Below are 13911 nucleotides of genomic sequence, written 5' to 3' on the forward strand. Positions count from 1 at the left end.
GACACAGTATTGTGCATACTCCACAGTAGGAGCACTTCTTCGGGTCGACATCGACCTTAGAGGTCTGTGCCTTACCCCTGTTCACTGCTCCGAGCGGGCCTTCGGAAACGGCCTCTTCGGGGCATGCATCAATACAAACTCCACAACCAGTACAGCGGTCGAGATCAACTACCAGGTTTAATTTTTCGGTCAGTAGCTTCTGCTCGACACTTAACTTATTGTCTTCTATTTTTTTTGCATAACTGGGAAACAAGTAATTCCTCCTCCTATACAAACTCTACTCTGTTGTAAGTGTGATCGCTCTTTGAGGACATACCTCTAAGCAAACGCCGCAACCGTTGCAGACTTCCTCATCGATAACCACTGCCTTTCCGTTCAATACATTATAAGTCTTCTTTTTGGTCACCGGGTTGGCGACAGTCAACTCTAATGCATTGACAGGGCAGGCAACAACGCAATTATTACAACCAGTACAGGTTCTACTTTGAATATCCAACGATAACGTGGTCACGTTACGCACCAGCCTTTTGGTTTTTTATAAGTTGGTTGGTTTTGTATGCTTAACAATCTATAAATAGATTGCTGTAATGAAAATGCCAACCCACCTAGCCATTTTTCTATAAATGAATATCTAAACATGTCACTTGATTTTTAAATATTTTTCCCTAATTGATCTATGCTGAATACAGCCACCTTTATTCCCTTTTTTATTCGTATCGCCTTTGTTTAACCTCCTTTTATATTTTTAGGGTTTATTAGGCAACGTTATTCGAATTGAAAATAAATTTAATACGTATTCGCTGGGCTTTTAGTATGGGTTGCCTATCCACTATAAGTACAATATTCAATGCTTTTAGAATATAAACTTTTTCTATGATTATTAATAAAAATAATGATTATACTTATAATATATAAGCAAAAAATCTATCGTAACTATAATTTATAATGTAATATACTATTTATTCTTATAAACTTATAAGCTTTTCGGACGAGAAAATCCGGGGTCTGCAGTCTTACTCTATGTAAATATATATAGCCGCCATTTTACACCGTGGACAACCTATCTAATGTACCAGACACATAATATATATTACTGTGGACCTCATGCCTGGCAATAGAACCGGACTGAACAAAAGGTTAAAGAAAGAGGTCATATGCCTGCACTAAAATAACAGGCAAATGAACGAGCTGGTAGGCCATAATATAATTATAAATATAATTATATAATATTATTGAAGGTGAAAAACTTTTCAATTATAACTAAAGTTTTATATACCACCAGTTGTCAAGTTATCTAGTACTAAACCTGAACATCGATGATGTTATCGGTTATGGGAAAGCCGATTCTGGTTTAAGTCTTGATTACAGATCAATGGAGTGAAAACAATGGGAAAGGTAAAAGTAATTGAGTCTTGGCTGGGCGCATGTGCCGGTTGTGAAATATCGGTACTTGACCTTCACGAGACACTGTTGCCCGTTTTAGAGAAAATCGAGTTCGCTTATATCCCGGTTTTAATGGATGTAAAGCACCCGCCAAAGGCGACTGTAGGTATAGTATCCGGTGGTGTCAGGAACAGCGACAACCTCCACGAGCTTCTCGAGATCAGGAAGAACTGCGACATACTTATCGCACTCGGAAGCTGCGCATGCTTCGGCGGAAACCCCGGTCTTGCTAACTTATTCACCACAGAGGAGCTTCTTAGTGAGGTCTACGTGACCACGAAGAGCACTAAGAACGAGATAGGCAGGAACCCGTACATGGACGGTCTCCCGACCATACTGCCCGAAATGAGAGCAGTAGGCGACTACGTCAAGGTAGATGTCATGATCCCGGGCTGCGGACCGAACCCCGCGATGATCGGCGCTGCAATATTATCATTACTCGGCGGCGCACCGTACGAGCTCAGCACGAAGTCTGTATGTGACGAGTGTCCCAGAGAGAAGTCCGAGAGGAACCTCAAGAAGATCCTCAGGCCATTCGAGGGCACCGTGGACGACAAGAAGTGCCTGTTCGAGCAGGGATACCTCTGCAGCGGCTCTGCCACCAGGGCAGGCTGTGGCGCAAGATGCCCCACCGCAGGCGCAGCATGCCGTGGCTGCTTCGGCCCGTGTGAGAACTCCGTAGAGCAGGGTGCAGCGATGATCTCTGCAGTAACATCATGCTACGGTCTCGACGACGATCCGAACACTGACCTCGACGCAATGGTCGCGGACATATACGACCCGATAGGTAACTTCTACAAGTACACCTTACCATCCTCGTTACTGAACAAGAAGGCTATCGAGAAGACAGCAGCTAAGAAATAAGGTGATCACAATGGTAAAACAGATCAAAATCGCACCAGTATCAAGAATTGAAGGCCACGCACAGGTCACGATCGATGTCGATGACAGCGGCAAGGTCAGCGACGCAAGGCTTAACATCATGGAAGTAAGGGGATTCGAGAAGTTCCTCGTCGGCAGGCCGGTAGAAGAGGCCCCCAGGACCGTCACCCAGATCTGCGGTATCTGCCCCGTATCTCACCACCTGGCAGGAGCCAAGGCAGTAGACGCATGCTTCGGTGTTGAGACCGCCCCGACCGCAAAGCTCCTCCGTGAGCTCATGCAGTACGGCCAGTTCATACACTCCCACTCGCTGCACTTCTACTTCCTCGCAGCACCGGACTTCGTGTTCGGCCCGGACGCAAGCCCTGAGCAGAGGAACGTATTCGGCATCATAGCCGCAAACCCTGAGCTCGCCGTACAGGCAGTCAAGTTCAGGAAAGTCGGCCAGCAGATCGTCGAAGCGACCGCAGGCAGGTCCATATCCCCGGTCACCTCAGTTCCGGGAGGCATAACCAAGGGACTTACCCAGGCAGATGTCGACAGGCTCTTACCGATGGCCAAGGAAGCAGTAGAGTTCTCCAAGGCAACTCTCGCACTTGCAAAGCCAATATTCAACCAGTACATAGACGCGATCAAGATCCTCGGCGAAGCAGATTCCATGCACCTCGGTCTTGTCAAGAACGGTAACCTCGAACTGTACGACGGTCAGTTAAGGCTTATCGGCAAGGACGGCGCGACCATCAAGGAATTTGACCCGAAGGACTACCTCAACTACATAGCAGAGTACGTTTACCCGCACTCTTACCTGAAGGCACCGTACTGGAAGGAGATGGGCTGGGAGAACGGCATGTACCGTGTGTCCCCGCTGTCCAGGATAAATGCCTGTGACCAGATCAGCACCCCGCTCGCCAACGCTGAGCTCCAGGAGTTCAGAAAGGCATTCGGCAGGCCGGCACAGCTGACCCTCCTGTACCACTACGCAAGGCTCATTGAACTGTTATACTCGTCTGAGAGAGCAGTCGAGATGCTGTCCGACCCGGCCATCACCGGCAAGGAACTCCGCGTACCAGTCAAGGCACGCGCAGGCACTGGAGTAGGAGTCATTGAGGCACCGAGAGGCACCCTCATGCACGACTACGACACTGATGAGAACGGCATTATCACCAAGGCCAACATCATCGTCGCAACTGCCCACAACAACAAGGCAATGAACGTAGGCCTGAAGAACACCGCCCAGAAGATCATCGACACCCCGACCCCGGCAGAGGGTATCCTCAACAGGATGGAAATGGTCATCAGGGCATACGACCCGTGCTTCTCCTGCGCTACCCACACCGTAGCAGGCAAGATGCCCTTAGAGGTCGTTCTTAACACCCCCTCAGGCAAGCAGGTCTTAAGGAGATAAATAAGCTTAATGCGAGCCCGAAAGGGCTTGCGATCTTTTCTTTTTCTTCAGGTTTTTCATTTTACGATCATTATAGTGTACACTTTATCGATGCATAATTTTGAAATAGTTTATACTCTTGGGTAAGCGGAAAGAATGGAAATTCCCAGCTCTCATAGTGATTATTATCATTTTCGGTTAAGAACTGTATTCATAAAAATATAATGTGATAGATATTAGAATGAAAATAATTAAATTAAGCATACTTTGTTACTTAGGATTATTTTCAATATATAACATAATAATATCTGATCAGAATACCTTTTATTAGTTTATTATCGGAAATCTTAAATAAAGTCGGGCTCAACATTCATGAGTATCCGATATGATCAAACACCCGGCTTTGAGCTTATTCACGATAGTGATCATTTTTATGGCTGTAACGATTTCGGGCTGTGCAGGACAGAAAGAAGTACCGCAAAATGATAAAACCCCTGTCGATAAGCCTTATTTAAAAGGCGTGAGCCTCAGTCCTAAAAGCTGGGAACAGGCCGATGTGATGGATTTTCTCGAAAGGACAAAGATGACCGGTGAGATCGTCACATGGGCCGGCGACTGGATAGAATTGTCCAGAGAAGGCGGTACAGGTCCGGAATTTCTGATCTACGGGGCTTCGGAATATGATTATTTACCCGTCGTTCTGGTAAATATATATTCGGGAGACGGCAGCCTCAACAGGCCTTTAGACGATAGCGTCAAAAAAACGTATAAGGAAAGCATAGTCTCGTTCGCGAAAAAGAATAAGCCGGCATATATAGGCATGGGCATAGAGATCAATACGCTATACGAAAGATCCCCCGAGGACTTCGATAAGTTCGTCAGCCTCTTCAACGATTCATATTATGCCATAAAGGCTGTTTCGCCTGACACAAAGATATTCACCGTCTTCCAGCTGGAAAAGATGAAAGGTATCGATAAAAGCTTATTTGCCGGCCCGTGGAATGCCTCCAATGCCCAGTGGGAGCTTTTAGAAAAATTCCCGCAGGCGGACATGATAGCTTTCACAACTTATCCGGGATTAAGGTACAAAGACCCGTCAGAGATACCTTCAGATTACTATACCGAGATCAGGCTTCATACGGAAAAGCCCATAGCGTTCACCGAGACAGGATGGTTCAGCGAAATAGACATTGCCGGCTGGGAAAGCGGCGAGCAGGAGCAGGCAGAGTTCGTCTCGGCTTTTTTCAGGCTCACTGAATCCGTGGACAAAGAATTTGTCATTTGGAGTTTTATGTATGACCAGGACATAGAGGAACCTTTCAAAAGTATGGGTTTGATAAAAAGTAGCGACGGTAAGGAAAAGCTGTCGTGGGATGCCTGGGTAAGGAGCAATGATATTTAAGGACTCTAAGATAACTGCCATATTATTGATAGTCATCATACTGGCCGGCTTTGTGACAGCTGGCGGATGCCTGATGGCAGAACAGGAAAAAACGCTAACAGGAATGCCGCCTGAACAAAATGACATTATTAGTAAGGTTTATAACGGCAGTATAATCATCGGCATCGAGTACGCCATGCCCGGGATGGCGGAGACTTTTTCTGAGCTCGGTGTTGATGCAGTAAAATACTATCCCGATGAGATCTCCTGGGAAAGGATGCAGGAGACCAGGTATTCCCCGATAGATTTTCGGCGCATGGACAGGTTCGTCAGGGAATACCAGGACGCGGGATTCAAGGATTTGGTCATAACCCTAAAGACCGAAGGATCCTGGGCAATAAAAGACCCGATAAGGAACTATTCGCCTAAGCCGGAGAACCTTGACGACTATGAAAAATGGGTCAGGGCCATTGTCGAACGATATGATAAGGACGGGACAGATGATATGCCAGGCCTGAAAGAGCCCGTAATGTTATATGAGATCGGCAGCCAGTTTTCGGACCTGGAGCCAGAGCCGGCCTACGATTACATCATCATGCTGGAAAGGGCATACAGGGCTGCGCATAATGCGTCAGATGACGTGATAGTGACACATGCGGCATTCATTGTGACGACCGCGTTCAAGGATGACCCGGGCCCTGGCGATTACGAGGCCAGTTTCGACAGCGTTGATAAGCGTATTATGAGCCACTCTTTATCGGACATAAGGAAAGTCCTTGACAGGCCGGATATTTTTGACGCTGTGAACTTTCATGCAGTCGGTGACCCTTACGAGATCGAAAAGACCGTAAAATGGCTTGACTATGAGATGGATCAGAGAGGGTATAAGAAGCCAGTAATTATCGGGGACACCGCCGCTACGCCCTTCATTGCATGGGGTCCGGCCACGGTATGGGATAAAGAGCCGTCCAGGATGGGCATACTGATACCTCCTGCGACAGAAGAGGACCGTTACCGCCTGTCAAAATTTTTCCAGAGGCTGATAGAGGGGGATAAAGATACGAGAAACTGGACACAGAGCTTCGTCGCTTCCGACATGGTGAAAAAGGTCATTGTGGCCTCTGAACAGGACGTTATGCTCATTGATACGGCTTTAATGGAAGATCTCACCTTATTCAAGTCCGAGCTTTACAGGGGAGCTTCCGGAATATCCCCGTGGGGAGGGATGGCGCTGACCAATATAAGCACTTCGGACCAGGAGCGTACGATCATAGAGCTAAGACCGTTATTCTACGCCCTCAAGCAGCTTAATAAGAACATAGGAGATTACACGTCCGTCGAGCGCGTCCCTACTTCTGACGACAGTATCCGCCTCTACAAATACAATAAGGATAACAGGACAGTATGGGTGGCATGGTACGAGCCCGGAAAGCTGTTGCTGCCCGGCGATGAGGTTGCGCCGCAACAGTTACAGGTAGTCACGAACGCCACGAGCATAGTTGTGGAGCGGTCGATCGTCAGGAAAGGGCAGGTATGGCCCGACATGGACATAGTAAAGCCTGAGAACGGCATTGCAGTGATAGACATCGATACGGAGCCTGCATACATCAGAGCGGATGGCACCGTCTACTCTATCGAGGATGTTAAAAAGATAAACTCTGAGCCTGCGACGACATCATCCGCGTTAGTTTTAGGATCATAAGAGTTACCACTAATTTTTAATATTTTGCAATTAAGTATAATATGTGATCGAACTATCATTGCCACTTTTATCGCTATCGGTCCTGACCGGCATTATCATAGGGATCTTTGCCGGCCTGCTTCCGGGCGTCCATGTCAACAATACATCCGCCATACTGCTGGGAATGTCACCTGCCCTGGTGACATCGGGAATGGCAGAACTATATGTTGCAGTGATCATCATAGCCAGCACGATATCCCAGAGCTTCTTCGATATTATTCCGGCGATATTTCTAGGCGCACCGGACGATGCGACGACAATGGCCGTAATGCCGGGACACAGGATGTTACTAGACGGGAAAGGCATAGAGGCGATAAGGCTATCGGCAATGGGCAGCGGCCTCGCCATTCCTATATCATTGTTGCTGCTTGCCCCGCTGGCATATTTCTTCATGTCATATTACGGGACATTACAAAAGAACATGGCAGCAGTACTTATTTTAATCTCGGTCTTCGTACTTCTGTCCAGTAAAGGTCGCGGACCTTTTCCGGACATACGTGACAGGCTCAGGCAGGTATCCTGGGCGTCCATAATATTTCTGACCAGCGGCTTTCTCGGCATTACTGCCTTCATCCTCGAGCCGCTTATCTCCCCGCTGGTGAACATTGGCGCGCCTACCATGCTTTTACCGCTGCTTTCCGGGCTTTTTGGTGCTCCGGCCCTGATGATGAGCTTATGGTCTTCTTCAAATATCCCGAGACAGGCTGACAAAATGATCACTTTACAGGGAAGGGACATCGTGAAAGGCGCGTTGATAGGTACGGCATCAGGTGCCCTGGTCTCATGGTTCCCGGGAGTGAGCGCCGGTGTCGCGACTACCATCACAGGCATATTTTCGGGATCGAGAGATGATGACTCTGATAAAAAGCATATTGTGTCCATATCGGGTGTAAGTACGGCAGGAGCGATATTTTCCCTGGTCGCGCTTTTCGTCATAATGAGACCCAGGAGCGGGGCGGTCGTGGCAGCCCAGGAGCTGCTTGGAGGCGAGATCAACTTCGATACGTTTATTCTGTTCCTGGTGATAATTTGTGCTGCAGGAGTGACCTCCTATCTGCTCATGCTTACGGCAGGCAGCACATTTGCAGGACTATTCTCACGACTCGATTATTCCGGACTGAACAGGACCGTGCTCGTTTTCCTGACTACCATGTGCCTGTTGATGACCGGGACACTGGGATTGATGGTGTTCGTCATATCGACGCTCATAGGAGTAGCCTCGCATATCATCGATGTTAGAAAAACATGCCTTATGGGAGTGTTATTAGTGCCGTGTATACTGTATTTCCTGTGATGCCTTATTTCGGGACTTTCAGAGCTTCTATCTCGGCTACCTTCATCTGTTCAACTTTTTCTGTCAGCGCTTTTAGTATCGAGTCCAGAGTATCGGCATCACCCATGCTCTTGAACGCTATCATCGCTTCCTTTAGGTCGGCGTTTTCTTCCACAGCGCGTTTTAAGAGCTCTACGGTCCTGACGTCGCTGACGAATCTCAGCGCCCACGCAGCTTCGCGGCGCACCCTTTCATCGCTATCCTTCAAGGACAGCAATAATGTCTCTATAGCCCTGGGGTCCTTTAACTCCCCCAGCGCCCAGACAAGTTCCCATTTATACGTACACGTGCCCTCGTTCGCGGCTTTTATGAGAGGCATTACAGCTAGATCCCCTATGCTCACCAGAGCCCACGCGGCTTCACGCCTTACCAGCATGCTCGGGTCGTCCAGGGCCTCTATGAGCGGCGCAACTGCCCTGGGATCTCCCAGCACCCCCAGAGATATCGCCGCCTCGCGCCTTATATTCTCATTTTCATCTTTTAATGAGGGGACCAGTGATGTGGTGGCTCTTACATCCTTAATTTTGCCCAGGTTCATTGCCGCGCTGATACGCAATCCTTCCCCGCCTGTATTCAGCATCGGCGTGATCTGCTCGACCATCCTGAACATCGTGATGGCGGAATTGCTCCTGACATACATGTCATCGTCGTTGAGCGCCCTGGTCAGCGGGCCTATTATCCTGCGAATGAAAACGTCTGCGGCGTTCTCATGCAATTCCATGAGCACTTTTAATAACGGCCCGGTAAGTTCCAGGAACGCATAGATGGCCTTTCTCCTTACATCGTTGTTCTCGTCGTTCAATGCCTTGATCAGCGGGTCGAGGATCACCAGCATTGTGATAGCAGCATTACCGCGGATATCCGGGTCCGTGTCTTTCAAGGCCTTGGTCAGTGCCCCTATTACATACTCGTTAGATATTAGCCTTAGCGCGTCTGATTCCTGAAGCCGCCCTTTTCTCCTCTCGTCCTTTAGCGCCCTGATCAGCGGGCCTATTATCCTGCGAATGACCGCTTCTACGGCGCCTGCGCGGACCTCGTGAAGCACGTTCAGGAGCGGTTCCATCATCCTTACAAAAGCGCCCACGACCGCTGTCCTGACCATGATATTGTCATCGTCCAGTGACCTGATAAGAGGGTCAAGTAACTGAAGCGTGTATATGGCCGCATTTCCGCGCGTGACAAAATCTTCGCTCTTAAGCTGCTTGATGACGGATTCAAAAATGACAGCCAGGGACATCGAAGAGTTATTCCTGACATAATTATCCTCGTCCTTTAACGCCCCTATCAGCGGCATTATTGCCACAGGGTTCCCGATCTCGCCCAGCGCCCATGCCGCTTTAAGCCGCATGTCCGGGTCTTCGTCCTTTAGCGCTTCCAGAAGAGAAGTTATAGAGCCTTTATTTCCAAGTTTTACCAGCGCCCACGCGGCATCCCACCTGACAGCCTGGTCATTATCTTTCAGCGCTTTTACAAGCGGGTCAATAGCCCGAGGATCTCCCAGGTCGCCCAGTGATAATGCTGCCACCTTACGGACCCTGTAATCCTCATCGTTAAGCGCTTCCATCAGGGTGCCGACCGATTCTTTCCCTATATTGTTAAAGGAAATGGCGGCTTCCTGCTGGATCGCCTCATCGCCCTGGCGTATTGCTTCTATAAGCGGCTTTATGGCTCTCGTGTCGCCGATGCTGCCCAGCGCCACTATCGCGGCTTTTCTGAAAATGTCATTTCTGTCCTTCAGGGCTTCTATTAAAGGCTCGACTGCCCTTTTATCGCGTATCTCGCCCAGCGCCCATATAGCGTTAAGCCTGACGAACCGGTTATCGCTTTTCATAGCTTCGATAAGAGCCTCGACCGCCCCTTCATCGCCTATCCTGACGAGTGCCCACGCGGCGTCCCACCGTACGGATTTGTTACTATCCTTGAGAGTCTCGATGAGCGGACCGACCGCCCTCTGGTCGCGGATCTCGCCCAGCGCCCACGCGGAGTTTTGCCTTACCATCTCGTTCTTATCCTTTAAACCGTTAATGAGAGGGATCACTGCTTTTTCTTTAAAATTAATGAACGCTATCACGGCCTCGCGCCTTATCGCCTCATCCCTGTCCTTGAGGGATTGGACCAGCGGGCCTATTGCACGCGCATCATTTATCGTGCCGAGAGCTATAACCACGCTTCTTCGAACCGCGTCATCGCCGTCATTTAAGGTTTCGATCAACGGTTCCACTGCACGACCGTCACCGATGTTTCCAAGAGCCCATGCGGTGTTTTCCCTGACTTCCTCGAATTTGTCTTTCAACACCCGAATAAGAGGAAGCACAGCGCGGGGATCGCCGATCTTTCCGAGAGCCCATGCAGCGTTTTGGCGCACAGCCTCATCCCTGTCCTTCAGCCCTTCGATCAAAGGTTCCACAGCGCGGGGATCGCCGATGCTGCCCAGTGCTATGGCGGAACTTATCCTGAGGCCGCTATATGAGCTTTTTAAAGCTTCGATGAGGGGACCGACCACTCGTGTATCGCCGATGCAGCCAAGGGCTATCGCGGCCTCTCTCCTGATGTCAGCATCCTCAAAATTCAACGCCTCGATGAGAGGCCCGATGGCACGGGGATCGCCCGAACTGCCCAGTGCTATTATCGCTTCTATGCGCAACTCCCTGTCTGCCGCGTATTTCAGCTCACGGATGAGCATCTCTACGCCCTTTTCTGTCCGGCCTGCTGACATGATACCTCCGGGACCTTTTATGAATCGTGGTCAGTCGTACTTTTTTCCTCTAAGATAAGTCTATTTTGTCCTGAATTATCATCTATTTTCCGTATAATCTAAAAACTTATATCTAACCTGGTGTTATTAACTTCGATAATATATGGTAAGGATTGCACTCCCCAATAAAGGAAGAGTCTATGAACCCATTATGAATATTTTCGAGCAGGCCGGACTGCATATAATAGACCATTCCGACAGAAGCCTTTTCGCAAAGACCGTCGACGATGAGATCACTCTTCTCTTCGCCAGGTCAAGGGATATCCCCGAATACGTCGAGTACGGGGCAGCGGACATGGGTATCACGGGAGTGGACTTCATTCATGAGTCAGGATGCGACATAGAAGTCTTGCTCGATATGGGAATGGGCAGGGCGGACCTCGTGGTCGCTGTTCCGGACGACTCGGACATAGAAAAGATAGAGGATCTCGAAGGTAAAAAAATAGCCACGGAATTCCCGGAGATCACAAAGAAGTTCTTTTCGTCAAAAGGCATCAACGTGCACGTCGTCGAAGTCTCAGGCGCCACGGAGATAACCCCGCACATAGGGGTCGCTGACGCGATCGTAGACCTCACTTCCAGCGGTACCACGCTGTCCATAAACCACCTTAAGATCATAGCTCACGTGCTCCGCACGACCCAAAAGCTTATAGCCAGCAAAGAAAGCATGGCGAAGGACGGCAGGAAGATATCGGAGATAACGAGGGCGCTGGAAAGCGTGATCGAGGCGAAGGGCAAGAGGTATCTCATGATGAACGTACCGGTATCGTCGCTCGATATGGTGAAGAAAAAGATACCGGGCATGTCAGGGCCGACAGTGATGAAGGTCGAGTCCACGTCACCGATGTGCGCAGTTCATGCGGTCGTGCCTGAAAAAGAGATATATAAACTCATCAACGAGCTAAAGGACGTAGGGGCAAGGGATATTCTCATTGTGCCCATTGAGCGTATCATGCGCTGACAGGATAAATATTAAGTCGTATCGAGTGTTAATGAGAACAATTTATCTTTAAAAAGTATTTAGCAGGGATCATAATGATTGACTGGAGGAAATGGAGACACATCACCAAACTTGACCCGGACAAGCCGATAACTCCAAAGGACGTCGCAGCGATAGTAGATTCTGGCACTGATGCCATCATGGTCTCGGGTACCCAGAACATCACGAAAGAGAACGTAGCGAACTTAGTGGGCATGCTGAAGGAATACAGCATCCCCAAAGTGCTTGAGCCGGCCAACATCGACGGTCTTAGGGATGACCTTGATTTCATTTTCGTGCCGTCGATCATTAATACGGATGTCTCATTCTGGATAATGGGCGCCCATAAGGAATGGGTGCAGCATTATAAAGTGGACTGGGATAGGATCATCCCTGAAGCATACATTGTATTAAATCCCCGCTCTGCGGTAGCGATAGTTACCAAGGCAAAGACCGATATACCTGTAAAAGAGGTCGCTGCATATGCGGAATGCGCGGACAGGTTCTTCCACTTCCCAGTGGTGTACATCGAGTATAGCGGTACTTACGGAGACCCTGCGGTCGTGAAGGCCGTCAAGGAAAAGCTGGATAAGTCCGTCCTGTACTATGGCGGCGGCATAAACTCCAGGGAGAAAGCCGAGGAAATGGCAAAATATGCCGATACCATAATAGTCGGTAACGCGGTCTACGAGAACGGCGGTATCGAAAAGCTTAAAGAAACAGTCGTAAGATAAGCCTATTTATGGCTTATCAAGCTATTTTTACCATTTTTATACAGCCTTAGCCTGTAAGCTATTCCCATGTAGTCTATCGTATGCTCTTTGAACCTTGAGGACCCGGCCAGCCTCGAAAGCTCCTTCTCGTTGTAGAAAGGTTCCGTAAAGGAGTGTAACCGTAAAAGCCAGCTTCTGAAAAACCCGTACTTGCGCTTTAGATTCACAAAACGCTCGGGATCGATCTTCCGGGGCATATCGTATATCCAGGCCTCTCCCCCGTGCCTGAGGACACGATATATCTCGTCGAGCGCTATGTCAGGCTGTTTCCAGTGATGAAAGGATAGCGTGCTGATGACAAGGTCGAACTCCCTGTCATCGAACGGCAGCGAGTTAGCATTTCCGACCTTAAAGACCACGTTGCCCAGCCCATCATCTCTGGCGGCATCAGACGCGATCTTTACCATATCTGCGGACAGGTCTATCCCGGTGACATGAACATAATTATTCCTGGACGCTATCATGATCGGCAGCCTTCCCGGTCCCGTGCCGATGTCAAGTATCCTTCCGGAGGACACTTTCTTCAATACCTGGGCGGAAACGCTCCTGTAAAAGTCGATAAATACGTGCGAGGAGCTTATGAACAGATAAACCCGTGAAAGCGGATATGGTATGCCTTCCGGATGAAACCTGGACAGAATACCTCCCGTGGACATAAGCTAACATCCTGTGATAATAATTTTGTATATCCGCATATGTATAATCATGCCCCGTGATTCTGAGGTTTATTCTGGTGTATATAACCAATTAATCGTGAAATAATGAATAACAATACTTTTATAAATCAAGCCATCATATATCCATATCTTGGGGGTATATAGCCATTTCAGCTATTGAAGTGAGTCGCGGTGTGTTCAGCATAAACTATCACATCGTGCTGATAACGAAGAACAGGAGACCTGTTTTTATAGGTCCGATAAAGGACTACATTGAGAGCACCATACGGGAGATATCAAAGTCAAGAGAGCTTCTGGCAAGCGATATTGACGTGTATCCCGATCATATAAGGCTTAATATAGCGGCAAGCCCGATGGAGTCGCCTTACAGCATCGTCAAAGCGCTCAAGAACCTGACATGGTCTTTTCTTGTGTTGAAATTCCCGGAGATCAAGGCTGCGCTGTCAGACGGGCTATGGTCATCGTCATACTATATCGTCACTGTCGAAGAGGTAGATAAAAGGACAATCGACGAATACGTGGCCGCACATAACGATTCTAACATGGTCAAGCTTGTAGCATGA

The 13911-nt window shown here is 48.7% G+C and carries 12 protein-coding genes; 8 read left to right on the forward strand and 4 right to left on the reverse strand.

Going from position 1 to position 13911, the window contains the following annotated elements:
- Together CUJ83_RS05710 and CUJ83_RS05715 are read right to left on the reverse strand one after the other, a co-directional pair.
- Positions 1-253, reverse strand: a 253-nt coding sequence (locus CUJ83_RS05710) for a 4Fe-4S dicluster domain-containing protein (RefSeq protein ID WP_230741326.1), incomplete at its 3' end; no start/stop codon positions are given.
- Between the two features lie 24 nt (positions 254-277).
- Positions 278-520, reverse strand: coding sequence for a 4Fe-4S binding protein (locus CUJ83_RS05715; protein WP_369423884.1), 243 nt, complete (start codon positions 518-520; stop codon positions 278-280).
- Between the two features lie 866 nt (positions 521-1386).
- Here CUJ83_RS05715 and CUJ83_RS05720 point away from each other — a divergent pair.
- From CUJ83_RS05720 to CUJ83_RS05740, 5 genes are all read left to right on the forward strand, one after another.
- The gene (locus tag CUJ83_RS05720; protein WP_230741328.1) at positions 1387-2307 is read left to right on the forward strand and encodes an NADH-quinone oxidoreductase subunit B family protein; all 921 of its coding nucleotides are present in this window, start codon (positions 1387-1389) and stop codon (positions 2305-2307) included.
- 10 nt (positions 2308-2317) lie between these two features.
- Positions 2318-3730, forward strand: a complete 1413-nt coding sequence (locus CUJ83_RS05725) for a Ni/Fe hydrogenase subunit alpha (RefSeq protein WP_230741329.1) — start codon at positions 2318-2320, stop codon at positions 3728-3730.
- A gap of 412 nt (positions 3731-4142) precedes the next feature.
- A complete protein-coding gene (locus tag CUJ83_RS05730) occupies positions 4143-5111 on the forward strand; it encodes a glycoside hydrolase family protein (protein WP_230741330.1) in 969 nt (322 codons plus the stop codon).
- Entirely contained in the window at positions 5101-6792 is a 1692-nt protein-coding gene (locus CUJ83_RS05735; RefSeq protein WP_230741331.1) for a glycoside hydrolase 5 family protein, read from the forward strand. The genes CUJ83_RS05730 and CUJ83_RS05735 overlap by 11 nt, the downstream gene beginning before the upstream one ends.
- 43 nt (positions 6793-6835) lie before the next feature.
- Positions 6836-8125 (forward strand): tripartite tricarboxylate transporter permease, encoded by a 1290-nt coding sequence (locus tag CUJ83_RS05740; protein WP_230741332.1) that lies wholly within the window; start codon positions 6836-6838, stop codon positions 8123-8125.
- Between the two features lie 4 nt (positions 8126-8129).
- Here the strand turns inward: CUJ83_RS05740 and CUJ83_RS05745 are convergent, their stop codons facing one another.
- A complete protein-coding gene (locus CUJ83_RS05745; RefSeq protein WP_230741333.1) occupies positions 8130-10880 on the reverse strand; it encodes a HEAT repeat domain-containing protein in 2751 nt (916 codons plus the stop codon).
- Positions 10881-11022: 142 nt separating this feature from the next.
- On the opposite strand from CUJ83_RS05745, the gene hisG reads away from it, so the two are divergent.
- A complete protein-coding gene (gene hisG, locus CUJ83_RS05750; protein ID WP_230741334.1) occupies positions 11023-11880 on the forward strand; it encodes an ATP phosphoribosyltransferase in 858 nt (285 codons plus the stop codon).
- Between the two features lie 74 nt (positions 11881-11954).
- Complete coding sequence (locus CUJ83_RS05755) at positions 11955-12632, forward strand: phosphoglycerol geranylgeranyltransferase (RefSeq protein ID WP_230741335.1); 678 nt, start codon at positions 11955-11957, stop codon at positions 12630-12632.
- Positions 12633-12634: 2 nt separating this feature from the next.
- On the opposite strand, the gene CUJ83_RS05760 is transcribed toward CUJ83_RS05755, so the two are convergent.
- On the reverse strand, positions 12635-13327 hold the full coding sequence (locus tag CUJ83_RS05760) for a class I SAM-dependent methyltransferase (protein WP_230741336.1): 693 nt from the start codon (positions 13325-13327) through the stop codon (positions 12635-12637).
- A gap of 194 nt (positions 13328-13521) precedes the next feature.
- Between CUJ83_RS05760 and tnpA the strand changes: the two genes are divergently transcribed.
- On the forward strand, positions 13522-13911 hold the full coding sequence (gene tnpA / locus CUJ83_RS05765; protein ID WP_230741337.1) for an IS200/IS605 family transposase: 390 nt from the start codon (positions 13522-13524) through the stop codon (positions 13909-13911).

The sequence above is a fragment of the Methanooceanicella nereidis genome, from assembly GCF_021023085.1.
Taxonomy (GTDB): domain Archaea; phylum Halobacteriota; class Methanocellia; order Methanocellales; family Methanocellaceae; genus Methanooceanicella; species Methanooceanicella nereidis.